This window comes from Streptomyces sp. NPDC127595 (assembly GCF_042671685.1).
Classification (GTDB): Bacteria; Actinomycetota; Actinomycetes; order Streptomycetales; family Streptomycetaceae; genus Streptomyces.
The window spans coordinates 49,151-70,660 of sequence record NZ_JBHXWK010000009.1 but is presented as its reverse complement, the minus strand read 5'-3'; the positions used below and the strand labels follow the sequence as shown (position 1 = coordinate 70,660).

The following is a 21,510-nucleotide window of genomic DNA, read 5'->3' as shown; positions in this document are numbered from 1 at the left end:
TGCGCGCTCGTTCTTCACCATGGGGCGGTCGGTGCGCCGTTCCGGGCGAGCTGGACTTGGAAGCACTAACCGATGGGCGAGGGGTACGCATGACTGACACCGGCCAGGTCCCGGGCGAGGGACTGCCGGAGAACGCAGGCATGGTGGATCAGCCGGGCGTCCTCGCGCCGGGTGCCTACACCTTCCTCGACCCCTCCGAGACCCCCGCCGATGACGACGACCTGCTCCTGATGCCGGGCGCCCCGGGGGCACAGGGCGCGTGGGGCAACGAGGTGCCGCCGCCGGCCCCGATGCCGTTCGTCCACGAGCCGGGACCGAATGAGCCGGGACCGAATGAGCAGGGCCTGCACGAGCAGGGCCTGCACGAGCCGGGTCCGCAGGAGCCCGGTCCGCACGAGACGGCCGGACGGGACAGCGGCTCGGTCGACCTCAGCGCTGTCCGCGCGCCGGAACCCGTACGGGAGCCCGTGCCGGCCCCGCAGCCGACGCCGGTCCGCCGCCCGCTGCACCTCGGCCCGCCGACCCCGGACGGCTCCGCGAGCCCGGTCCGCTCGCTCGCCGACCGCGGTCCTGCGGGGGCGCCGGTGAGCCCCGCTGCCGGAGCCGCGTTCAGCACCCCCGTGACTCCCGTACGCCACCCCGGGCCGCCGACCGTCGGCCCCGAGTACCTGGATGTGCAACAGCTCTCCGAGACCCCGCCGCAGGGCGCGATGCCGTGGGGCGCCCCGCCGTCGGGTCCGGACCAGCCCGCTGCAGAAACGGTCGTCCCGGAGGCGGCACAGGGTGCGGAGTCCGCCCAGGCCGCGCCGGCTTTCGAACATGCTCCTCATGACCCGGCGCAGGATGTTGCGGAGGACCGGGCGCTCGCGGCGGCCTCTCAGGAATCGGGGGCCCATGAGGTCCCGGAGGCCGCGCGGGCTTCCCAGGACCTGGGCCCGGCTGAGCCCGAGGCGCTCGCCGAGGTCCCTCAGGAACCGGAAACCGGTCAGGTCCAGGGGTCGGCGCAGATTCCCGGAGCCCAGGACGTCGCTGAGGTTCCGGCCCCCTCGCCCGTCCCCGAGTCCCCACAGCCAGAGGCCTTCGCCCCCCAGGCTCCCGAAGCCGTGCCCTCCCCGGACGGATCACTGGGCTCGCATCTCCCGCAGGACCTGGACGAGACGCCCTTCCCGGGGGTGGCGCACGCCCCGGAGCCGATGGACGCCACCGCCTACGCCGCGCCCGCGCACCTCGCCGCGCAGGCGCCGGCCCCCTCCGACGGCGAGTTGCTCGCACCCGAGCCGAACCTCACGCCCGAGCCGAAACCGCGCAGAGTACTCGCGACTCCCTCTGAACTCACGGACCCGGCGGTCGTGCATCCGGTCGGCCACCCCGTCGACCGGGAAGAGCAGCCGGTTGACACGACGGCGGCTCCGGAGCCCCGGTTCGCGGTTCAGGCAGGCCAGTTCGCCGCCTCCGCCGGCCGCCTCCCGGACCCCGCCGCTCAGTTCGCGGACACGGGATCCGCTGTGGAGGTCCAGCACACTCCCGACCATGCTCTGGCGCAGCCATTGCCGCAGGCCCAGGCACCGGAGCAAGCGCTCCCCGTGGAGGCGCCCCCGGCGTTCGCCGAGGTGGCGGCGGCCGAGCCCCGGCACGGGGTACCGGCAGGAGTGGGCGCGCACGCGCAGGCGCCGCACGCGGCTGTGGCCCATGCCCATGGCGAACATCTCCCGGCCCCCGGCGACGGAGCAGTCCCGTCCGGTCTCCAGTCCGCCCCTCTTGACCCCCACGCGGCTCAGCCCCACCCCGACCGGTCCCTCGGCCAGTTCGTGCCGGTGGAGGGCACGGTGCCGACGACCCCGCACCTCGCCCCGACCCCGCCGCATGCCATGACGGTGCCGCCCTTCCCCACGGAGGAGCAGCCCCCGGCCGACGAGCCCGCCGAGGTGCCCGCCGTAGAGACCTCGGCGCCCTCCGCCCCCGAAACGGAACTCGTCGCTCCCGTACCCGCGCCCCGCGACGCAGCGGGAGACGGAGAGGGAACGGAGGAGGCCGAGGCAGCGGCAGAGGTCCAGGTACCCCCCGTACCGCAGCCGCTCCCGGCGCCCCCGGAAACCGTGGTCGCACAGCAAGCGGACGACCTGGCCACCCAGGGCGCCGACCAGGAAGAGAGCACGGCCGCAGTGGCAGACGTACGAGAGTCCACCGGCCCGGCGGCACCCGGCTACGACGACGCGGAGCGCGAGGCCGTCCTGCGGGTGATGCGTGAGCGCCGCGACATCCGCAACGGCTTCCGCAGCGACCCGATCCCGCACGACGTCCTGCTCCGTGTCCTGGAGGCGGCCCACACGGCACCGTCCGTAGGCCACTCCCAGCCTTGGGACTTCGTCGTCATCCGTTCCGCCGACACCCGGCGTTCGATGCACGAACTCGCGGCCCGCCAGCGCGAGGCGTACGCGAAGTCGCTGCCCAAGGGCCGCGCGAAGCAGTTCAAGGAACTCAAGATCGAGGCCATCCTCGACACCCCGGTGAACATCGTCGTCACCGCCGACCCGACCCGCGGCGGCCGCCACACGCTGGGCCGCCACACGCAGCCGCAGATGGCCCCGTACTCCTCCGCGCTCGCCGTCGAGAACCTCTGGCTCGCGGCCCGCGCCGAGGGCCTCGGCGTCGGCTGGGTCAGCTTCTTCGACGAGCGGGAGATGGTCCGCGCCCTGGGCCTCCCCGAGCACCTGGAGGTCGTCGCGTACCTCTGCGTCGGTTACGTCGACGAGTTCCCGGAAGAGCCCGAGCTGATGCAGTCGGGCTGGTCCAAGCGCCGCCCGCTGTCCTGGGTCGTCCACGAGGAGACGTACGGCCGTCGCGCGCTGCCCGGTGAGGAGCCGCACGACCTGCTCGCCGAGACGGTCTCCAACATCCGTCCGCTGGACGCCAAGGCGCTCGGCGAGGCCTGGGAACGCCAGAAGCGGATGACCAAGCCCGCCGGCGCCCTCGGCATGCTGGAGATCATCTCCGCACAGCTCTCGGGCCTGTCCCGGATGTGCCCGCCGCCGATCCCGGAGCCCGCGGCGGTCGCGATCTTCGCCGGTGACCACGGTGTGCACGCCCAGGGCGTCACCCACTGGCCGCAGGAGGTGACCGCGCAGATGGTCGCCAACTTCCTCGGCGGCGGCGCGGTCTGCAACGCCTTCGCCAACCAGGTCGGCGCCGAGGTCTGCGTCATCGACGTGGGCGTCGCCTCCGACCTCCCGGCCACACCGGGCCTGCTGCCGCGCAAGGTCCGCGCGGGAACCGCCGACATGACGACCGGTCCCGCGATGACCCGCGAGGAGGTCATCGCCGCCATCGAGGTGGGCATCGAGACGGCCCGCGACCTCGTGGCGGCAGGCAACAAAGCCCTGCTGACCGGTGAGATGGGCATCGCCAACACCACCCCGTCGGCGGCCCTCATCTCGGTCTTCACGGGCACCGACCCGGCAGAGGTGACGGGCCGGGGCACCGGCATCAACGACGAGACGCTCGCCCGCAAGACCGAGGTCGTACGCCGCGCCATCGAACTCCACCAGCCGGACCCGGCCGACCCCATCGGCGTCCTCGCGGCCATCGGCGGCCTTGAACACGCGGCCATGGTCGGCCTCCTCCTCGGCGGCGCCTCCCTCCGCACCCCGGTGATCCTGGACGGCGTCAGCGCCGGCGCCGCAGCCCTCGTGGCACGTGCCATCGCCCCCGAGGTGCTTGCCGCCTGCATCGCCGGCCACCGCAGCGCCGAGCCGGGCCACGTGGCCGCCCTGAACAAGCTGGGCCTGCGCCCGCTGGTCGACCTCGACCTCCGCCTCGGCGAAGGCACCGGCGCGCTGCTGGCGCTGCCGGTGGTGCAGAGCGCGGCGCGGGCGATGCACGAGGTGGCGACGTTCGACTCGGCCGGGGTAACCGAGAAATAGCCCCAGGGGCACAGCCGTCGGTTCCGGGAAGGGGCGGACCGCGGGAGGGAACCCGGCCCGCCCACCCCCGCCGTATCGTGGACCCGCACCCAGAAACAGCACGTCAAGGCCGCTCCAGCCGAGCGCAGCGGCCCCGCCCGAGGAGCCGCACCGCCATGGCCGAACACCCCGCCTACCCCGTAGGCCTCCGCCTCACCGGCCGCCGCGTAGTGGTCCTCGGCGGCGGCCAGGTCGCCCAACGCCGTCTCCCGGCGCTCATCGCGGCGGGCGCGGACATCCACCTCGTATCCCCGGAGGCCACTCCCTCCGTGGAAGCGATGGCGGACGCGGGCGAGATCACCTGGACGAAGCGTCCGTACGAGGACGGCGACCTGGCGGACACCTGGTACGCCCTGATCGCCACCCGCGACCGGAAGGCGAACGCCGAAGCCTCCGCCGAAGCAGAACGCCACCGCGTCTGGTGCGTCCGCTCGGACGACGCCGACGCGGCGACGGCATGGACCCCGGCCACCGGCCACAGCGAGGGCGTCACCGTGGCGGTCCTCACGACGGACGCCCGCGGCCGCGACCCCCGCCGCACCGCCGCGATCCGCGACGCGGTGGTCGAAGGCCTGCGCGACGGCACCCTGGTCGCCCCCCACCACCGCACCCGCGCCCCCGGCGTCGCTCTCGTCGGCGGCGGCCCCGGCGACCCGGACCTGATCACGGTCCGCGGCCGGCGCCTCCTCGCCGAGGCGGACGTGGTCATCGCCGACCGCCTCGGCCCGCGCGACCTGCTCGCCGAACTCCCGCCCCATGTCGAGGTGATCGACGCGGCGAAGATCCCGTACGGCCGTTTCATGGCCCAGGAGGCCATCAACAACGCGCTGATCGAGCACGCCAAGCAGGGCAAGTCGGTCGTACGGCTGAAGGGCGGCGACCCCTTCGTCTTCGGCCGCGGTATGGAGGAGGCCCAGGCCCTCGCCGAAGCGGGCATCGCCTGCACGGTGGTCCCCGGTATCTCCAGCTCGATCTCGGTTCCGGGCGCCGCGGGCATTCCGGTCACCCACCGCGGGGTCGCCCACGAGTTCACCGTGGTCAGCGGCCATGTGGCCCCCGACGACGAACGCTCCCTGGTCGACTGGCAGTCCCTCGCCAAACTGCGCGGCACGCTCGTCGTGCTCATGGGCGTCGACAAGATCGGCGCCATCGCCCGCACGCTCATGGCCAACGGCAAGGCGGCCGACACCCCCGTCGCCCTGGTCCAGGAGGGCACGATGTCGGCGCAGCGCCGCGTCGACGCGACGCTGGAGACGGTCGCGGAAACCGTCCGCACGCAGGATGTGAAGCCCCCCGCGGTCATCGTCATCGGCGAGGTCGTGAACGTGGGCACGCACAGTCCGCCGAAGGACTCCCAGTAACCCCCGGTAACACAACACCTTCCCAGCCGTTGGCACCGCACCCAGGACAAGGCAGTATCACCCTGTGGCCGATCTCATCACCGTCGAGGACCCCGCCGACCCCCGTCTGAGCGACTACACGGGCCTGACCGACGTGGAACTGCGCCGCAAGCGCGAACCCGCCGAGGGCCTGTTCATCGCCGAGGGCGAGAAGGTCATCCGACGTGCCAAGGACGCCGGGTACGAGATGCGCTCGATGCTGCTCTCCGCCAAGTGGGTCGATGTCATGCGCGACGTCATCGACGAGCTCCCGGCCCCGGTGTACGCGGTCAGCCCGGAACTCGCCGAACAGGTCACCGGCTACCACGTACACCGCGGCGCACTCGCCTCCATGCAGCGCAAACCGCTGCCGACCGCGGACGAACTCCTGCAGACCACGCGCCGCGTGGTCGTCATGGAGTCGGTCAACGACCACACCAACATCGGCGCGATCTTCCGTTCCGCCGCCGCCCTCGGCATGGACGCGGTCCTGCTCTCCCCGGACTGCGCGGACCCGCTGTACCGCCGCAGCGTGAAGGTCTCCATGGGCGCCGTCTTCGCGGTCCCCTACGCCCGCCTCGACTCCTGGCCCAAGGGCCTGGAATCAGTCCGCGACGCCGGCTTCAGTCTCCTCGCCCTCACCCCCGACGAGAAGGCGATGTCCCTCGACGAGGCCACCCCGCACCGTATGGACCGGGTCGCGCTGATGCTCGGCGCGGAGGGCGACGGCCTCTCCACGAAGGCCCTGATGGCGGCGGACGAGTGGGTCCGCATCCCGATGGCCCACGGCGTCGACTCGCTCAACGTGGGAGCGGCCGCCGCCGTCGCCTTCTACGCGGTGGCGACCGGCCGCCCGCAACTCTAGGCGCTACGCGCCGGACAGGCCCTGGCCGTCCCGCTGCGGCTCACTCGGGTACTGCTGCTGCATCAGATCCCCTGCGGGCGGCGGCTCCAACGACTGCTCCTGCCGTACGAGGTCCCGTACGCCACCGTCGTCATCGAGGCTGCGCGCCGGACCCTGACACCCCTGCGCCGCCGCGATCCCCAGCGCCACCAGCAACGTCACCACGACGAACACGAAGAGCCGCTGACGCAACAGGCGCGGGTTGGCGGGCCGCCGGCCCGTACCGGTGGTTCTGGGTCCCGGACGCCCGGTACCGCTGCGGGGCGCGGGCCTGCTGCCCGAGCGACCGGTGTTCCGTGGGGGAGCTGGACGCGCCCCCGTCCCCGATCGTGTAGCGCCGCCGCCGTTCGTTCCGCCCGTCCGCGGCGGGGGAGTGCCCTGCGGACGCCGCTGGGTGCGCTGCTCGGCGTACTGCTCGGCGAGCCGCCCCGTCGGCCGGTCGGGATCGGTGCGCGGCGCGGGCGGGCGGACATCGGCCATCCCCTGAGCTTCGCGGGCGGCGATCTCCTTGAGCCGCAAAGACAGTTGGAGCGTGCTGGGCCGCTCCTCCGGGTCCTTCGCCAGACACGCCCGTACGAGGGGGGCCAGCGCGTCCGGAACGCCGTGCAGTTGGGGTTCCTCGTGCACGACCCTGTAGAGCATCACTTCGGAACTGCCTTGCCCGAAGGGAGAGTCCTGGGTCGCCGCGTAGGCGAGCGTGGCGCCCAGCGCGAAGACGTCCGTCGCCGGAGTGACGGCGGCCCCGCGCACCTGCTCGGGCGCGAGGAAGCCCGGCGATCCGACAGCCGTACCGACATGCGTGAGGGTGCTCGCCCCCGTGGCCCAGGCGATCCCGAAGTCGATGATCCGCGGCCCCTTCGGGGACAGCAGGATGTTGGACGGCTTGAGATCGCGGTGTACGACCCCGGCCTCGTGCACCGCGACGAGCCCCTCGGAGAGAGCGGCACCCACGGAGGCCACATCGACGGCGGCCATCGGCCCGTCGTCGGCGACCTTGTCGTGCAGGGAGGGCCCGGGAACGTACTGCGTGGCGAACCACGGCCGGTCCGCCTCCAGATCCGCCGCCACGAGCCGCGCCGTGCACCCGCCGCGAATCCGCCGCGCGGCAGAGACCTCCCGCGCGAACCGCGACCGGAACTCCTGATCCTCCGCCAGATCCGGCCGGATCACCTTGAGCGCGACCCGCTGCCCGCGCCGGTCGGAGCCCAGGTAGACCACACCCATACCACCCGCGCCGAGCCGCCTGTGAAGCCTGAACGAGCCGACGACACGCGGGTCCTCGCGCCTCAGGCGCATCATCGCCATGTCCATCCCCGCTGCCCGGTCCGTTTGACGAGCCACAGCTTACGTTTACGCGGCCGGTGGCGCGCAGAGGCCGCGCCCTCTCGGCCCGATCGATTGTCAGTGCCGGGTGGGAAACTTGAAAGGTGGTCAGGGAGCGTGTGAACAGTACGGCTTTGGGCTGGCTGTGATCCCAACCATCCGTCGCAGAAGGGGGATTGAGCCCGTGAAGGGTGACCGAGTGGAGATAGTCGTGGACGCCGGGGACACGACGCGTACGTACGAGGTGGTGGCAAGCAGGGCAGGCCGCAGGGTGGAGACCGCGGTCCGCCGAGGTGTCGTGGAAGTGAGCGAAGTCACCCGAAGCGGATCAGTGGTGCGTACCGCCCGCTTCATGGCGACCCGGGTGCTGGCGCTGGTGGAGCAGCCGGTCCCCCGGGAGGACAGCTCGGAACAGTCCGGATAGCCGGGGACGGACCGGACACCCCCTCCGGGAAGACCCTGAGGCCCAGGACCTGGTCTCCACCCTGGGGAGTACTCCCCAGGTCATCGGTCATCCTCCGGGAGGCCCGCCAATCGGTACGAGGGCATGACGACCCAACGGCGCCGCACGCCTAGATTTGTTGTCAAGCGGCGGGTGCAGCACTCGTCCCCCGAGGTCAGACACCCGCCGCTGCCAGCCACAACAGAAGCTCGGTCAGGAGAGGACCATGGCCCACACGGCATCGCGGACAGTGATCCGCACGCAGGGACGCAAGGCATACGCCGCCGCGTTCGGCACCCGCCGCCAGGGCCGCCGTCACCCATTGGTGGCGACAGCGATGGTCCTCCCCCTGGCGGCCCTGCTCGTAGTCGTCTTCGGCGGCTGGGAAGCAGTGGTCACACAAGCGTCGTCCGTGGGCGTGATGCTGGGGCGCTGAGCGGCGCCCCAGGCCCGGAAGAGCGGTCCGGGCGGGGACATCCGGCCATGAAACCCCGTGGGGACGGGGGTGCGGCGGACGGCAAAAAATGCCCGCGCAGCTGGGGAGCTGCGCGGGCGTTTTTGTGCCGTCCTTGCGCCTAAACCGGCGCCGCTTTCGCGGACGTGGTTGCTCGCCGTGGGGGTTGCTCAATTGGTGGTTGCGGTTCAGGGCTTTCGGGGCCTGCGTAGGCTCACAGGGAGCCGTCGTACTTCAGGGGGAGTCGTGACCGTAGACCTGCTGCCGGGGCTGGTTGCGAAGGCGCGGGGCGCGGCCCACGCGGAGCGTGCCTGTGCTCATGCCGACACCGTGCTCGCCGACCGGCAGGACGGGACCGTCGTCCGGCACGGCGACACCGTCGCCAAGGCGCACGCACCCGGCACGGACCCGGCGGAACTCGCCGGCCGCCTGGCGGTTGCCGCTGACCCCGCCCTCGCGGGGATCCTCCTCGCCCCACTCCGCCCAGCGCCCGTCGACCTCCACGGCCGGCTGGTGAGCTTCTGGCCGTACGGCACCCCCGTCGACCCGGAGAATCCCGAGGCCGCGCCCTGGGAGGACGCCGCCACGCTGCTGGCCCGCCTGCACCAGGCGCCCGCGCCGGACGGACTGCCGCCCATGCGTGGCCCCGCGAAGGCGGCCCGTGCGATCGCCCGGCTCGGGGCGGTGGGTCCGCACCCGGCGGCCACCCCGGTCCTGCGTGCCTGGGCCGCCCTCCCGCCCTGGGCCCGCGCGGAAGCGGCCATGCCGGCTACGTCGACCCTCTGCCACGGCGACCTCCACCTCGGCCAGCTCGTACGTCACCCCGCGGCGGCCGGGCCATGGCAGCTCATCGACGTGGACGACCTCGGCGTGGGCGTCCCGGCCTGGGACCTCGCCCGCCCGGCCGCCTGGTACGCCTGCGGCCTGCTCCCGCCCGACGACTGGACCCGCTTCCTCACGGCCTACCGGCACGCGGGCGGCCCGGCCGTCCCCGCCCACGGCGACCCGTGGCCCGCCCTGGACGTCGCGGCCCGCGCCCTCACCGTGCAGACGGCGGCGCTGGCGATCGTCAAGTCCGCTGTGGAGGAGCGGCCGTTGGACGAGGTGGAGCAGGCCGTTCTCGACGCCTGTGACCGAATGAGCGGCGCCCCGCCCGAGTTGGTGCACGATTTCGCGAAGTAGGGTGCAACCGACCGAAGCCGGGCAGTGTCTGTCCTGGCGGAAGCAGTACCGACGGCGAGGAGTTGAGCCGAGCATGCAGTGTCCGAAGTGCCATGCGCCGATGCACACGTACAACCGCAATGGCGTCCAGATCGAGCAGTGCAGCGGGTGCCGCGGGATATTTCTCGACTACGGCGAGCTGGAGTCGCTGACCCGCATGGAGTCCCAGTGGCAGCAGCCCGCGCCGCCGCCCCAGGCAGGCCCGTACCAGGGTGCGCCCGCGCCGGCCTGGGGTGCCCCGCAGCACGGCGGTCACGGAGGCCACGGCGGTCACTACGGCGGCCACCACCGTCAGAAGAGTTTCGGCCGCATGCTCTTCTCGTCCTGAGGCTCCCGGGGCCCCATGAGGGTCCCGGAACGACGAAGTCCCCAGCCGTACAAGACGGCTGGGGACTTCGGGCGGTGCGCGATACTGGGATTGAACCAGTGACCTCTTCCGTGTCAGGGAAGCGCTCTCCCGCTGAGCTAATCGCGCAGGTCACGCGGCCTGAGCCACGCCTACTGCTGGTGCTGCGTGCGCGATACTGGGATTGAACCAGTGACCTCTTCCGTGTCAGGGAAGCGCTCTCCCGCTGAGCTAATCGCGCGGGGATCCTTACGGACCGAGTCCTTGCGGACCAGTGGACGATACTGGGATTGAACCAGTGACCTCTTCCGTGTCAGGGAAGCGCTCTCCCGCTGAGCTAATCGTCCTTGGAGGTGGAGACGGGATTTGAACCCGTGTAGACGGCTTTGCAGGCCGTTGCCTCGCCTCTCGGCCACTCCACCAGGAGTGCGGGGGATCAGGAAGAGCCCCCACGTCCTGCGAGCGGACGACCAGGTTCGAACTGGCGACCTCAACCTTGGCAAGGTTGCGCTCTACCAACTGAGCTACGTCCGCTTGTCGTTTCCGTTCGGCTTGCGCGTCGCGGCGACGTGTTGAACTCTAGCGGATTCCCGGGCCAGCACAAAAACGCGTTTGTGCAGCGTGCTGCGGTACGTCCACTCCACGGACACGGCCGGGGCACCCGCAGGTCACCCACCCTAGACTCGACTGCGTGCTCGACCTCCCTCCCCTCGCTCGCTTCGGCGGCCGCATCGCGACCGGCCTCGTCGATGTGACCAGCGACGCATCGGCTCTGGACTCCACCGGCTTCTGGGCCGTGTCCGCCGACTTCGAGGGACGGCTTGTGTGCGCCCGCTTCCGGGACATACGGGACGAACCCGTACCGGCACCGGTGCCCGGGCAGTGGCGGGGCCCCGCGACCGGTGACTGGAAGTCGTCCCTCGACCGCGCCGCGTACATCGAGGGTGTACGCCGTATCCGCGCGCACATAGCAGCCGGCGAGGTCTATCAGGCGAACCTCTGCCGCGTCCTGTCCGCACCCGTCGCCCCCGACGCCGACGTGGACGCGCTCACCGCCCTGCTCGCGCGCGGCAACCCGGCGCCGTACGCAGGAACGATCCGGCTGCCCGGCCACGGCGTCGAGATAGCGACCGCGTCCCCGGAACTCTTCCTGCGCCGAGAGGGCCGGATCGTCGAATCGGGCCCGATCAAGGGCACCGGACGCACCGAGGCAGACCTCCTGGAGAAGGACTTCGCCGAGAACGTGATGATCGTGGACCTGGTCCGCAACGACATCGGCAAGGTCTGTGCCACCGGCAGCGTCACCGTCCCCGACCTGTGCGTCGTCGAGAAACACCCGGGTCTGGTCCACCTCGTCTCCACCGTCCACGGCGAGCTGCACGAGGACGCGGGCTGGCCGGAGCTCCTCTCCGCCGCCTTCCCGCCCGGCTCCGTGACCGGCGCCCCCAAGTCCAGCGCCCTGCGGATCATCGAGGCCCTGGAAACCGCGCCGCGCGGCCCCTACTGCGGAGGCATCGGCTGGGTCGACGCCGACCGTGGCACCGCGGAGCTCGCGGTCGGCATCCGTACCTTCTGGATCGACCGGGACGAAGGGGTTCTGCGGTTCGGCACGGGAGCCGGGATCACCTGGGGCTCCGACCCGGAGGGGGAGTGGCGGGAGACCGAGCTGAAGGCTGCCCGGCTTCTCGCGGTAGCGTCGGGGGAGTACGAGGCAGGTGGGGGACCCTGACGTGCTGTGTCCCGGGGACGCCGCACCGGACAGCGGCTCCGCCGCGCGCCGGACCCCCGGGCCGGACCATCACGTCGAACGACGGACCCGGCACTTTCCAGCGAGGTGGAATTCAGTGAAGCTCTGGCTCGACGGCGGGCTGCAGGACATCGAGGCTGCCCGCGTCTCCGTTTTCGACCACGGACTGACCGTGGGGGACGGCATCTTCGAGACCGTGAAGGCGGTCGGCGGGCGGCCGTTCGCGCTGACCCGCCACCTCGACCGGCTCGCCCGTTCGGCACGCGGCCTCGGGCTGCCCGCGCCCGACCTGGACGAGGTGCGCCACGCCTGCGCCGCCGTCCTGGACGCCAATCCGATGCCCCTCGGCCGGCTGCGGATCACGTACACCGGCGGCCACGGCCCGCTCGGCTCCGACCGCGGTGAGCACGGCCCGACCCTGGTCGTCGCCCTCGGTGAATCCGACCGGCGACCCGACTCCACAGCCGTGATCACCGTCCCCTGGACCCGCAACGAGCGCGGCGCCCTGACAGGACTCAAGACCACCTCGTACGCCGAGAACGTCGTCGCTCTGGCCCGCGCGCGCGAACAGGGCGCGTCCGAGGCGCTGTTCGCCAACACGGTCGGCCAGTTGTGCGAGGGCACGGGGTCGAACGTCTTCGTCGTCCTCGACGGCGAGATCCACACCCCGCCCCTCGCCTCCGGCTGCCTCGCCGGCATCACGCGCGCGCTCGCCGTCGAGTGGACGGGCGCCAAGGAGACCGATCTGCCGCTGGACGTCCTGGAGTCCGCCGAGGAGATCTTCCTGACCTCCACACTCCGCGATGTGCAGGCCGTGCACCGAGTCGACACCCGCGAACTCCCGGGCGCGCCGGGCCCGGTGACCGCGAAGGCGATGCGGATCTTCGACGAGCGGGCCGGGAACGATCTCGACCCGTAGGACACCGGTAGGGGACCCATGTCGCGGAAACCAGGATGACGGCAGGCCGCAGGGCGGGTACAACACCTCTGATGACCACCACCCTGCGGCCGACCGAGCCGCTCCAGCACGCCGTCGACGGGACGCGTTCGCGGCACTACCAAGTGTGTGTGAACAGCCGTCCGGTGGGCGCCGTCCACCTCGCGACCCACGCCGTCTTCGGGCCGGGCGTCGCCCAGATCCGCGAACTCCGCATCGAGGAGCCGGACCGTCGACGCGGTCGCGGCACGGTGGCCGCGCTCGCCGCGGAGGAGGTGGCGCGCGGCTGGGGCTGCGAGCGGATCGAGACGTCGGTCCCCTCCGGCGCCGGGGCCGGACTCCGGCTCACCGAGGCGCTCGGGTACGTCACCCGCAACCGCTGGATGGAGAAGGAGCTCGGCGAGGGGCCCCCGCCCGAACTGTCCGCCGGCAGTCGCGGTCGCCCCATGACGCAGGCCGAGTACGAGCCCTGGGACCGGGAGGGCAGGGAGGGCTTCGCGCAGGACTGGATCAGCCGCGGCGTGCCGGAGGCGGAGGCGTACGCCAGGTCGAACGAGAGCCACGATCAGCTGCTGCCGCAGGGGCTCGCCACCGAGAACATGCTGTTCAGCGTCCTGGAACACGAGGACAAGCTGGTCGGTGACCTGTGGCTGGGCGAGCGTGACGGAGGCGCCTTCGTCTACAACGTCGAGGTCCGAGAGGCGCATCGCGGCAAGGGACACGGCCGTACTCTCATGCTGCTGGCCGAGGCGCAGGCGGTCGCCGCCGGGAGGAGCCGCATCGCCCTCAACGTCTTCGCGGGCAACACCCCGGCCGAGCGGCTCTACGAGTCACTCGGCTACGAGACGACGATGTACCACCTCTACAAGAGCCTGCTGTAGGACCGGTCAGCAGGCGCCCGCCGTCCGAAGTTACGCCTCCTGCTCGGCCAGCAGGCGGTCCGCGATCTCCTCGATGCGCTCCCGCAGGCCTTCCTGGCTCTTGCCGCCGTCGAGGCGTTCGCCGCCGATGACGTACGTCGGGGTGCCGGTCACGCCGATGGCCTTGCCCTCGGCCTGGTCGGCGTCGACGATCAGGATGTGCCGGCCGTCGATCAGGGCGGTGTCGAACTCCTCGGCGTCCAGGCCGAGTTCGCGGGCGACCTCGATCAGGAAGGGTTCGCCCTGACGGTTCAGTTCCTCGACGCGGCCGAGCACCGCCTCGATGTACGGCCACGCCTGCCCCTGCTCCGTGGCCTCCTCGGCGGCCTGCGCCGCGGCGAACGCGTGCTTGTGCTTCTCCAGCGGGAAATGCCGCAGCCGCAGCTCCAGGCGGTCGCCGTAGCGGGCGCGCAGTGCGCGCAGGTCGTCGAGGGCGCTGCGGCAGTCAGGGCACTGCAGTTCGCACCAGACGTCCAGAACGGCGGCCGGACGTGCGGATGAGGAGTCGTTCATGGACACCAGTCTTCCAGCCCCGGCGCGAGCACCCCAACCGGGACCGACGAGGAGCCCGGCCTGCGCACTCGGACCGGGACCTGGGGAGGACGGCTACCCCGAGATCTCCCTGAGGTCCGCCCCGGGCATGGCATACCGGGCGCCGGGCGGTGCAGGATGGATGGGGACGAACCGACTTCGCCCGACCGAGCCCCTGCCTGGAGGACCGGATGATTGCCGAGACCGTCTGTTCCGCCGTCTCCGCGGCCGGCCTGGGTATTGCCGCGGTCACCGCCTACCGCAAGCGCTTCCTCGCGGCGACGCGCATCGCCGCCTACTCGCTGGTGCCGGTCGGCCTGGTGATGACCGGCGTCGTCGGCTGGCTGGCCGACACGGCGTTCAGTCCGACCGCGTGGGCGGGCTTCGTCGTGCTCGGCGGTGCCTGGCTGCTGTTCATGACCTCACGCGCAGTGGAGCGACGCGGCGGCGGTACCCGAAAGGAACGCAAGGCGGCCCGGGCTGCCCAGCGCGAGGCGGTGGCTCCCGCGGCCTCGGCGCCCTCACTCGGCCAGGCCGCCCGCCCTGCTGCCCGACCGGCGGCGACCCCTCGTGCCACCGGCTCCGGGGACGACTTCAGCGACATCGAGGCCATCCTGAAGAAGCACGGCATATGACGGGGCCATGACCGACTGAAACGACACAGACGTCTCACACAGCGCGCGTAACCGATCACGTTCGAGCGCCGTCATCACGTGATCCGGCGAACTCCCGTGTTTTCCGGGCGTGTTGATCGACAGCGGGAGTTCGCTGCGTCATCATCGCCCGCGAGATGCTGGACACAACACAGAGCGACACCGCCGCCCCGCCCGAGGAGCGGCGTGGTTGTCTCTTCGCGCTCTCCCAGCCACCGCTGATGATCTTTCTAGCGGTGATCGGCTGTCTCCTGCTCATGGCTTCGCTGCACGACCTGCTGCTGCTCTGAGCCGTACACGGAGCCCCTGGCGCCACCCGCCGAGGGCTCCGTCAACCCGCCGTAGTTCCGGGCCGAGCCTGGAGGGATACGTCCGTCAGCCCGCCGCTTCCTTGCGGCGTGCGCGGTACGCGGCCACGTGGAGGCGGTTTCCGCAGGTGCGGCTGTCGCAGTAGCGGCGGGAGCGGTTGCGGGACAGGTCGACGAAGGCGCGCCGGCAGTCGGGGGCCTCGCAGCGGCGGAGCCTCTCCTGCTCCCCCGCCACCACGAAGAAGGCCAGCGCCATCCCGCAGTCGGCCGCGAGGTGGTCGGCGATCGAGGCGCCCGGCGCGAAATAGTGGACGTGCCAGTCGTAGCCGTCGTGGTCGGTGAGCCGGGGCGTGGTGCCCGCGGCTGCGATCAGCTCGTTGATGAGACCGGCGGCGAACCGCGGATCGGCGGAGGCGAAGATCCCGGCGAACCGGTCCCGAACACTGTGCACGGCCGCGAGATCGTGCTCCGACAGCACGCCGACATCGCTGATCTCGTGCTTTCGTACGAAATCGGCGAGCGCCGCGACATTCGCGAGGCTGTCGTCCGTCGTGTGGTCCTCCGGCGCGGTGTTCACCAGATCCACCACGGCGTCGAGGGCACACCGGGTGTCGTGGGTGATCAGCACGTTTCGCTCCCTGGCCTGGGGGTCGGGCCGGCGCCCGCCCGATGCTGGCCGATGGTAGTGGCTCGGGGGCGCGGGGGAGGGGTGCCAGTTCGGCCGGGGCGCGGCCGGGGGCAGTCACGCGGCACCCGGCGTTCTGCCGGGCACGCGCACCGGCGCCGCCCCCGCGGAGATCCGCGGCGACGGCGCCGGTGTGTTCCTTATTCGGTTGTCCAAGCCCGAGCCGTCTCCCCGAGTGGACGGCGCCGGGCGGCTCTGAGGTATCTCGTCTCAGCTCTCGGCCAGGATGTGTGAGAGCTCCGTGTCGAGATCGAAGTGCCGATGTTCCGTGCCGGGGGGCACGGCGGCGTCCGTTCGCTTCAGGAACGACTCCAGGGCCCGCGCAGGGGCCTCGAGCAGGGCTTCGCCCTCTGGGGAGCTCAGGGCGATGCATACGACGCCCTGGCCATGGCTCCGGGACGGCCAGACTCGGACGTCGCCGGTACCGGTGGGCCTGTGCAGGCCCTCGGCGAGGAGGTCGCGGGCGAACACCCACTCGACGGTTTCCTCGGCTCCGGTGTGGAAGGTGGCGTGCACGGCGTAGGGATCGGCCGTGTCATACCGCAGTCCTGCGGGAACAGGCAGTGAGGACTCGCTCGACACAACGAGGCGCAGGTGCAGCTCGCAGCTGACCGTGGTGTTCATAAGCGCCAGGGCCTTTCGCTCAGTGTGCGCTCGGGGATTCGCACGTCGGCGAAATCGACATGCCACCTACGGTGCCGTTGTAAACCCCTCTGAGTGTTTTGCGTGCCTTTACGTAACTCATCCGGCCGAGAGCACGTTCGCCGGATAGGACCATTCCGGTGACTGGTTTCTCTCGGGTAGGGTTTGGCCGTATGAATACGGGGAGTGACGAGCCGGGTGAGATCGCCATGGCCGATGACGAGACGAAGGCCGAGCGACCGCTCGGTTCACGGGCGCCGCATTTCATCAAGGCGCGTCGCACGCTGCACCTGAGCTGGCAGGTGGGCGTTTTCATCGTGGGGCTCGCGGTGGTCGGCGCGGGCGTGATCATGCTTCCGCTGCCGGGTCCCGGCTGGCTGGTGATCTTCGGTGGCATGGCGATCTGGGCGACCGAGTTCGTCTGGGCGCAGCTCGTGCTCCGCTGGACGAAACGCAAAGTGACCGAGGCGACGCAGCGCGCGCTCGACCCCGAGGTGCGGCGCCGCAACATCATCCTCACGACGATCGGGCTCGTGATCATCGTGGCCCTCGTCGCCGTCTACGTCTGGAAGTTCGGCTTCGAGATGCCCTGGAACATCAAGGAGTGACGCCCCGCGTGCGGGGCCTCCGATGACCCCTCGGCCGGTCGAAGCCACCCTCTGACATGGGGTAATGTTCTCCGTGCGCCCGGGCGATTAGCTCAGCGGGAGAGCGCTTCGTTCACACCGAAGAGGTCACTGGTTCGATCCCAGTATCGCCCACCACCGCGTCAGGCGGCCCATCTCCACGTACGACGTGGACCGGGCCGCCTTCGTCGTTTCTGCCGGGGAGAGTCCTGCGCCGACGCCCACCCCGAGCTCTCCGCACCCAGTGTCGGCGACCGCCTGTCTAAAACGATTCATGCGGCGAGCGCGCCGATGCCGCATCGATGTCGGGTGGAGGGATGGAAATCCGCCGAACATATTCCAGAACGCCGTGAGATTTCTTCGGAAGTACGACAAAGAGAAGTGTGCTACTCCACTTCCAGCCTCAAAGGGAAACATCTCCGAGTACCCGTCAGATCCGACACCATGTCACTTGTCGTCGATGAGAAGGTATTTGAGGAATCCGGCATCAAGCCCGAACAGGACCGGACCCGGGGCGGCTATTTCGCCACCCTCGGTGCCTCCGTCAGAACAGGCCCTGTCAGCGCATCCCTCCCAGCACATCCCGCATTCGCCGCGCGTCCCGGATCCGCCGCTCGTACGTCGCACCCAGGGTGAGCAGCAGCAGACCGGCCAGTGCGGGAGGCGCCCAGCGGGGGAGTGCGCCGGCCACCTGTGCGATGTACGGGGCGAGTTCGTGCAGCGCGTCAAGGGTGAGCACCGTGCCGCCCAGCACGAGCGGCGCCTGGAGACGGTGCCGGGCGCCCACGAGGGTGACGGCGAGCGCCGCGACACCGAGCAGCAGTGGGCGCGTCCAGTGCGCGTCGCCCCACGCCGCGAAGAGGCTCGGGACAAGGGTGACGGCGATGCCCGGTCCGTACACCGTCCACGACGAGACGAGGGTGTCCTTGCGGCGCCGGATCACCCCGACGATCAGCGCCGGGACGGTCACCGGAAGGGTGTACGCCTCCGGGGAACCGACGTCCCAGGACGCCAGGCGCACCCAGGCGGCCAGCACGAACAGGGCGGTGGCCGCGTAGCCGACAGGGCGCCGGTCCTCTCGTACGGCCGTCCCCGCGGCGATCACTCCGCAGAGGGCCAGGACCAGGGCCAGCATCGGCGGATCGGTGACCGTGAGCCCGACGGCGAGCAGGGCGGCGACGGCCCCGGTGATCTCCATGGACAGGGTCGTCGGGGAGGCACCGAGGCGCGCAGCGAGCAGCACGGCGGCGACGGGCACCACGAGGACGAGCAGCGCGGTCTGCTGCGGCTGCCAGCCGAGGGACGCGCCGACGGCGCAGACGAGGGCGGTGGCGTAGCCGAGCGAAGCCGCTACGGCGACCGGGCCGAGGCGCGGTTGCCGGGCGGCGGCCGCGTACAGGACCGTCAGCGTGGCCAGGATGGTCAGAGTCGCCGGCCTGGAGGTCAGGGCGAGGAGGGCGAGGCTGAGAGAGGTGAGGAGGGAGAGACAGAGGGCTACGACAGGTACGGGCGCGGGAAGCGTCGGGAGCCGCGAAGGCTGAAGTGCGAACGCCGTGAGAGCCGCAGTCACCAGGAGCTGAGCCAACAGACCTGCCGCATAGGGGAGTTCAAAGGCCGCGGGGATGATGAGCGCCGTTGCCCAGGCCAGCGTCAGTGCGCCGGTCAGGGCCTGCGGTCGCGAGGAGGCCGTGCTGCCGCGGGCCGCCACCGCCAGGACGACGGCGACGAGCGCGAGTACGAGCGGCGCCGTGGCCGTGTACGGAGGCCAGGGCAGTTCGGTGGTCACCGCGTCGCGGGCGCTCGCCGGGGACCCGGACCACGCCCTTTGGACCCAGTCGGCCGGGCCCAGGAGGGCGACCGCGACCGTGGACAGTGCCCACAGCACCGCGACGGCCTGCACACAGGCCGAAGCAAGGCCGAGACCGCGCCGTACCGGGTCGGGAAAGCGGGTGCGCAGGACCGTCAACAGGGCGACACCGCACACCAGATAGCCGGGAACCGTCCAGGTCGTGGGCAGCGACGAGTGCAGGACGCCACCGGCACCGGCGACCGAGACCAGACCGCCGGTCAGCGCGAGGCCGGTGCCGACGCGCGGCTTCGGAACATGCCACGCCGCCGTCAGGGCGATCGCCGCGGCGAAGAGGAGGAGCGCCGCCGCACGGGCGACGGCGCTCGTGCCGGAGGCCGTCCAGGACAGCCAGCCGGCGGCAAAGGTGCCCCAGCCGCCCATGACGTACGCGCCCATGACGCCGACGACGCGTACGGACTTCACGGGTGACCGGAGCGCGAGGGCCGTGTCGAACGCGGCCGTCACCAGCAGGGCGGCCGTCACGGTGTGGGCGCCCGCGTCGGCCGCGCCCGCCCAGAGGAGCAACGGGAGCTGCGCCGTCGCCGTCGCGAGAGGCAAGGGCAGGTGCAGCCGGCCCACCTCCGGCGACGAATGCGGCGCGCCGAGCGTCAGCCCGTACGCCGCCCACACCACGGCAAGTACCGCCGACGCCACCGCCGCGTACCCGAGGCCGTCCGTGTCCGGGAGTGCCACTTCGTACAGCGCGTAGGCGTCAAGGACCGTCAGTGCGAGGCCCAGCCCCGCCACCGACTCCGCGGTCGAGCGCAGCCCCCGCTTGAGGAGCGGCGCGGGCGCGCCGAGCGCGGCCAGTGTCACCGTGCCCAGTGCCAGGGCCCGTCCGGCGATCCCCAGGTGACCCCAGCTGACCAGGGTGAAGGCGATCGCGGCGATGGTCAGGAGGACGCCGCCGAGGATCAGGAGCACGTTCTGCACGCTGGGCGCTGTGGTCTCGGGCCGGCGTGCGCCGGCGGGCCGGGGTGCAGCGGTGGGCCGGGGTGCGGGCACCGGGTACAGCGCGTGGATCAGCCACGCGCGCCGGGCCAGCAACTGGGCCCGGCGGGCGTCGAGTTGCCGCAGCTCGGTGTCGAGGAACCGCAACTCCTCGGCCGGGGGCGGGATATGGGTCATGTCGAGGAGTGTGGTCCCGGTCACCTTCCCCGGCATGAGTGCGGATACTCAGGCGGTACTCATCTCCCGGGCGGGCACACTCCGTACATGGACTGGAGCCGTTACCGTTTCCGCAGCCTGTGGGACCTGCCCGCGCCGCCGGCCGACGTGTACAGCGCGCTGGAGCAGGCCGAGGAGTATCCGCGCTGGTGGCCGCAGGTGCGTGAGGTGACCCGCATCGACGGGCACAGCGGTGTCATCCGGATCCGCTCGGCCCTGCCGTACGACATGACGTTCACCGGGCGTGAGGTGTGTCGCGACCCGGAGGGCGGTGTCCTGGAGATCTCGATGTCCGGGGACATCGAGGGCTGGGCGCGCTGGACGCTCACCGCCGACGGGACCGGTACCCGGGCCCAGTACGACCAGGAGGCCGAGGTGAACAAGCCACTGCTGCGGCGGTTCGCCGTGCCCGGGAGACCCGTCTTCCGCGCCAATCACGCGCTGATGATGCGCGCGGGGCGCCGCGGACTGAGGACATATCTGGCGGCTCGGGGCGCGCCTGGAAGCGGTTTGGACGAAGCGGTTTGAACGACACCCGCCGAGACCTGTATTGTTCGGTGCGTTCCCGGGCGATTAGCTCAGTGGGAGAGCGCTTCGTTCACACCGAAGAGGTCACTGGTTCGAACCCAGTATCGCCCACCCGGAAAGAACCGGTCCGTCACAGACGGACCGGTTTTTCGTTGTCCGTGGCCTACGCCGCCGCCTGCAGATCCGGGCGCAGCGGCCACGCCGGATCCACCGCCTCCTCCGAGCCGCTGCGCGCGAACCACGCCTGGAGGCCGCGCGCCTGCGCCGCGTGCCACACGGCCTGCAGGGTGTGCAGTTCGGCCGGGGAGAGCCGCTCCAGGCGGGCCGGGAAACGGCGCCCGACCGCCCGCACGACATCCATCGAGGCCAGTGCGTCGGCCGCCGCGTCGTGCGCGCCCTCCAACTCCACGCCGTAGTGCGCGCAGAGGTCGGTGAGCGTGCGCCGGCCCTTGCGATAGCGGTCCAGATGCTTGTCGAGGACCCGGGGGTCGAGCACGCGCAGCGGCTTCGCCTCGAACCACTGGTCGAGGGTCGAAGCGCGATGGCGGCGCAACTCCCGGTCCAGCAGGGTCAGATCGAAGGGAGCGTTCATCACCACGAGCGGGCGGCCCGCCGCGGCCTGTTCGGCCAGCTCCCTGGCTATCTCGTCCACCACAGGCGACGGCCAGCGGCCGTTGCGCTGCAGATGCTCATCCGTCAGCCCGTGCACCGCCGTCGCCCCCGCGGGCACCGGCACTCCCGGGTTCACCAGCCACCGGGTCACCCGGGGGCGGGTGCCCGGAGCATCCTGGACGACGACGGCGGCCGACACGATCCGGTCGGTCTCGACGTCCACGCCCGTGGTCTCCGTGTCGAACGCGGCCAAGGGGCCCTCGTACCAGCACGTCAT

20 protein-coding genes and 7 tRNA genes are annotated in these 21,510 nt (G+C 71.5%); 16 read left to right on the top strand and 11 right to left on the bottom strand.

What is annotated here, in order from left to right; genetic code table 11:
- Positions 1-89: 89 nt before the first annotated feature.
- The 3 genes from cobT to ACFVKT_RS27055 all read left to right on the top strand — a co-directional run bounded on the left by cobT (position 90) and on the right by ACFVKT_RS27055 (position 6,203).
- Entirely contained in the window at positions 90-3,920 is a 3,831-nt protein-coding gene (gene cobT / locus ACFVKT_RS27065; protein ID WP_385735830.1) for a nicotinate-nucleotide--dimethylbenzimidazole phosphoribosyltransferase, read from the top strand.
- A 155-nt stretch (positions 3,921-4,075) separates the two neighbouring features.
- Entirely contained in the window at positions 4,076-5,320 is a 1,245-nt protein-coding gene (gene cobA, locus ACFVKT_RS27060) for a uroporphyrinogen-III C-methyltransferase (RefSeq protein ID WP_385735828.1), read from the top strand.
- A 64-nt stretch (positions 5,321-5,384) separates the two neighbouring features.
- Positions 5,385-6,203, top strand: coding sequence for a TrmH family RNA methyltransferase (locus tag ACFVKT_RS27055; RefSeq protein ID WP_385735826.1), 819 nt, complete (start codon positions 5,385-5,387; stop codon positions 6,201-6,203).
- A gap of 3 nt (positions 6,204-6,206) precedes the next feature.
- On the opposite strand, the gene ACFVKT_RS27050 is transcribed toward ACFVKT_RS27055, so the two are convergent.
- Positions 6,207-7,553, bottom strand: a complete 1,347-nt coding sequence (locus tag ACFVKT_RS27050) for a serine/threonine-protein kinase (RefSeq protein WP_385736574.1) — start codon at positions 7,551-7,553, stop codon at positions 6,207-6,209.
- Positions 7,554-7,749: 196 nt separating this feature from the next.
- On the opposite strand from ACFVKT_RS27050, the gene ACFVKT_RS27045 reads away from it, so the two are divergent.
- From ACFVKT_RS27045 to ACFVKT_RS27030, 4 genes are all read left to right on the top strand, one after another.
- A complete protein-coding gene (locus ACFVKT_RS27045) occupies positions 7,750-7,989 on the top strand; it encodes a hypothetical protein (protein WP_266824867.1) in 240 nt (79 codons plus the stop codon).
- 244 nt (positions 7,990-8,233) lie between these two features.
- Positions 8,234-8,443 (top strand): hypothetical protein, encoded by a 210-nt coding sequence (locus ACFVKT_RS27040; protein ID WP_384380227.1) that lies wholly within the window; start codon positions 8,234-8,236, stop codon positions 8,441-8,443.
- Between the two features lie 264 nt (positions 8,444-8,707).
- Positions 8,708-9,643: a phosphotransferase family protein gene (locus ACFVKT_RS27035; RefSeq protein WP_385735823.1), complete on the top strand. Its 936-nt coding sequence runs from the start codon at positions 8,708-8,710 to the stop codon at positions 9,641-9,643.
- Positions 9,644-9,716: 73 nt separating this feature from the next.
- Positions 9,717-10,010 carry a zf-TFIIB domain-containing protein gene (locus tag ACFVKT_RS27030; protein WP_385735821.1) on the top strand — a complete coding sequence of 98 codons (294 nt, stop codon included), beginning with the start codon at positions 9,717-9,719 and terminating at the stop codon, positions 10,008-10,010.
- A 75-nt stretch (positions 10,011-10,085) separates the two neighbouring features.
- On the opposite strand, the gene ACFVKT_RS27025 is transcribed toward ACFVKT_RS27030, so the two are convergent.
- The 5 genes from ACFVKT_RS27025 to ACFVKT_RS27005 form a co-directional block, all read right to left on the bottom strand.
- A tRNA-Val gene (locus tag ACFVKT_RS27025) sits at positions 10,086-10,157 on the bottom strand.
- A gap of 40 nt (positions 10,158-10,197) precedes the next feature.
- A tRNA-Val gene (locus tag ACFVKT_RS27020) sits at positions 10,198-10,269 on the bottom strand.
- Positions 10,270-10,303: 34 nt separating this feature from the next.
- Positions 10,304-10,375: transfer RNA gene (locus ACFVKT_RS27015), tRNA-Val, on the bottom strand.
- A gap of 1 nt (position 10,376) precedes the next feature.
- Positions 10,377-10,450, bottom strand: a tRNA-Cys gene (locus tag ACFVKT_RS27010).
- A gap of 39 nt (positions 10,451-10,489) precedes the next feature.
- Positions 10,490-10,562, bottom strand: a tRNA-Gly gene (locus tag ACFVKT_RS27005).
- Positions 10,563-10,719: 157 nt separating this feature from the next.
- On the opposite strand from ACFVKT_RS27005, the gene ACFVKT_RS27000 reads away from it, so the two are divergent.
- From ACFVKT_RS27000 to ACFVKT_RS26990, 3 genes are all read left to right on the top strand, one after another.
- Positions 10,720-11,757: a chorismate-binding protein gene (locus ACFVKT_RS27000; RefSeq protein WP_385735819.1), complete on the top strand. Its 1,038-nt coding sequence runs from the start codon at positions 10,720-10,722 to the stop codon at positions 11,755-11,757.
- A 115-nt stretch (positions 11,758-11,872) separates the two neighbouring features.
- Positions 11,873-12,694 (top strand): aminotransferase class IV, encoded by an 822-nt coding sequence (locus tag ACFVKT_RS26995; RefSeq protein ID WP_385735817.1) that lies wholly within the window; start codon positions 11,873-11,875, stop codon positions 12,692-12,694.
- A 71-nt stretch (positions 12,695-12,765) separates the two neighbouring features.
- Positions 12,766-13,593 (top strand): GNAT family N-acetyltransferase, encoded by an 828-nt coding sequence (locus tag ACFVKT_RS26990; protein ID WP_385735815.1) that lies wholly within the window; start codon positions 12,766-12,768, stop codon positions 13,591-13,593.
- A gap of 30 nt (positions 13,594-13,623) precedes the next feature.
- Here ACFVKT_RS26990 and ACFVKT_RS26985 read toward each other — a convergent pair whose 3' ends face one another.
- A complete protein-coding gene (locus ACFVKT_RS26985; protein WP_385735813.1) occupies positions 13,624-14,145 on the bottom strand; it encodes a DsbA family protein in 522 nt (173 codons plus the stop codon).
- Between the two features lie 209 nt (positions 14,146-14,354).
- Here ACFVKT_RS26985 and ACFVKT_RS26980 point away from each other — a divergent pair, with 209 nt between their 5' ends.
- Both ACFVKT_RS26980 and ACFVKT_RS26975 read left to right on the top strand, forming a co-directional pair.
- Positions 14,355-14,798 carry a hypothetical protein gene (locus tag ACFVKT_RS26980; protein ID WP_385735811.1) on the top strand — a complete coding sequence of 148 codons (444 nt, stop codon included), beginning with the start codon at positions 14,355-14,357 and terminating at the stop codon, positions 14,796-14,798.
- A gap of 155 nt (positions 14,799-14,953) precedes the next feature.
- Positions 14,954-15,106 (top strand): hypothetical protein, encoded by a 153-nt coding sequence (locus ACFVKT_RS26975; protein WP_010988207.1) that lies wholly within the window; start codon positions 14,954-14,956, stop codon positions 15,104-15,106.
- An 85-nt stretch (positions 15,107-15,191) separates the two neighbouring features.
- On the opposite strand, the gene ACFVKT_RS26970 is transcribed toward ACFVKT_RS26975, so the two are convergent.
- Together ACFVKT_RS26970 and ACFVKT_RS26965 are read right to left on the bottom strand one after the other, a co-directional pair.
- Positions 15,192-15,752 (bottom strand): CGNR zinc finger domain-containing protein, encoded by a 561-nt coding sequence (locus ACFVKT_RS26970; RefSeq protein ID WP_385735809.1) that lies wholly within the window; start codon positions 15,750-15,752, stop codon positions 15,192-15,194.
- A gap of 267 nt (positions 15,753-16,019) precedes the next feature.
- Positions 16,020-16,433, bottom strand: coding sequence for an SsgA family sporulation/cell division regulator (locus ACFVKT_RS26965; RefSeq protein ID WP_003959770.1), 414 nt, complete (start codon positions 16,431-16,433; stop codon positions 16,020-16,022).
- Between the two features lie 191 nt (positions 16,434-16,624).
- On the opposite strand from ACFVKT_RS26965, the gene ACFVKT_RS26960 reads away from it, so the two are divergent.
- The gene (locus tag ACFVKT_RS26960) at positions 16,625-17,059 is read left to right on the top strand and encodes a TIGR02611 family protein (RefSeq protein ID WP_385735807.1); all 435 of its coding nucleotides are present in this window, start codon (positions 16,625-16,627) and stop codon (positions 17,057-17,059) included.
- Between the two features lie 81 nt (positions 17,060-17,140).
- A tRNA-Val gene (locus ACFVKT_RS26955) sits at positions 17,141-17,215 on the top strand.
- Positions 17,216-17,636: 421 nt separating this feature from the next.
- On the opposite strand, the gene ACFVKT_RS26950 is transcribed toward ACFVKT_RS26955, so the two are convergent.
- Positions 17,637-20,054, bottom strand: a complete 2,418-nt coding sequence (locus ACFVKT_RS26950) for an SCO7613 C-terminal domain-containing membrane protein (protein WP_385735805.1) — start codon at positions 20,052-20,054, stop codon at positions 17,637-17,639.
- An 87-nt stretch (positions 20,055-20,141) separates the two neighbouring features.
- On the opposite strand from ACFVKT_RS26950, the gene ACFVKT_RS26945 reads away from it, so the two are divergent.
- Positions 20,142-20,621, top strand: coding sequence for an SRPBCC family protein (locus tag ACFVKT_RS26945; RefSeq protein ID WP_385735803.1), 480 nt, complete (start codon positions 20,142-20,144; stop codon positions 20,619-20,621).
- Positions 20,622-20,660: 39 nt separating this feature from the next.
- Positions 20,661-20,732: transfer RNA gene (locus ACFVKT_RS26940), tRNA-Val, on the top strand.
- 52 nt (positions 20,733-20,784) lie between these two features.
- On the opposite strand, the gene ACFVKT_RS26935 is transcribed toward ACFVKT_RS26940, so the two are convergent.
- On the bottom strand, positions 20,785-21,510 hold the full coding sequence (locus ACFVKT_RS26935) for a 3'-5' exonuclease (RefSeq protein WP_385735802.1): 726 nt from the start codon (positions 21,508-21,510) through the stop codon (positions 20,785-20,787).

What these genes read in the sequence shown, in the direction of transcription:
- cobT (WP_385735830.1), top strand. Translation starts at nt 90, where the DNA reads ATGACTGACACCGGCCAGGTCCCGGGCGAGGGACTGCCGGAGAACGCA.
- cobA (WP_385735828.1), top strand. Translation starts at nt 4,076, where the DNA reads ATGGCCGAACACCCCGCCTACCCCGTAGGCCTCCGCCTCACCGGCCGC.
- ACFVKT_RS27050 (WP_385736574.1), bottom strand. Translation starts at nt 7,553, where the DNA reads ATGGACATGGCGATGATGCGCCTGAGGCGCGAGGACCCGCGTGTCGTC.
- ACFVKT_RS27040 (WP_384380227.1), top strand. Translation starts at nt 8,234, where the DNA reads ATGGCCCACACGGCATCGCGGACAGTGATCCGCACGCAGGGACGCAAG.
- ACFVKT_RS27030 (WP_385735821.1), top strand. Translation starts at nt 9,717, where the DNA reads ATGCAGTGTCCGAAGTGCCATGCGCCGATGCACACGTACAACCGCAAT.
- ACFVKT_RS26990 (WP_385735815.1), top strand. Translation starts at nt 12,766, where the DNA reads ATGACCACCACCCTGCGGCCGACCGAGCCGCTCCAGCACGCCGTCGAC.
- ACFVKT_RS26985 (WP_385735813.1), bottom strand. Translation starts at nt 14,145, where the DNA reads ATGAACGACTCCTCATCCGCACGTCCGGCCGCCGTTCTGGACGTCTGG.
- ACFVKT_RS26980 (WP_385735811.1), top strand. Translation starts at nt 14,355, where the DNA reads ATGATTGCCGAGACCGTCTGTTCCGCCGTCTCCGCGGCCGGCCTGGGT.
- ACFVKT_RS26975 (WP_010988207.1), top strand. Translation starts at nt 14,954, where the DNA reads ATGCTGGACACAACACAGAGCGACACCGCCGCCCCGCCCGAGGAGCGG.
- ACFVKT_RS26965 (WP_003959770.1), bottom strand. Translation starts at nt 16,433, where the DNA reads ATGAACACCACGGTCAGCTGCGAGCTGCACCTGCGCCTCGTTGTGTCG.
- ACFVKT_RS26960 (WP_385735807.1), top strand. Translation starts at nt 16,625, where the DNA reads ATGAATACGGGGAGTGACGAGCCGGGTGAGATCGCCATGGCCGATGAC.
- ACFVKT_RS26950 (WP_385735805.1), bottom strand. Translation starts at nt 20,054, where the DNA reads ATGACCCATATCCCGCCCCCGGCCGAGGAGTTGCGGTTCCTCGACACC.
- ACFVKT_RS26945 (WP_385735803.1), top strand. Translation starts at nt 20,142, where the DNA reads ATGGACTGGAGCCGTTACCGTTTCCGCAGCCTGTGGGACCTGCCCGCG.
- ACFVKT_RS26935 (WP_385735802.1), bottom strand. Translation starts at nt 21,510, where the DNA reads ATGACGTGCTGGTACGAGGGCCCCTTGGCCGCGTTCGACACGGAGACC.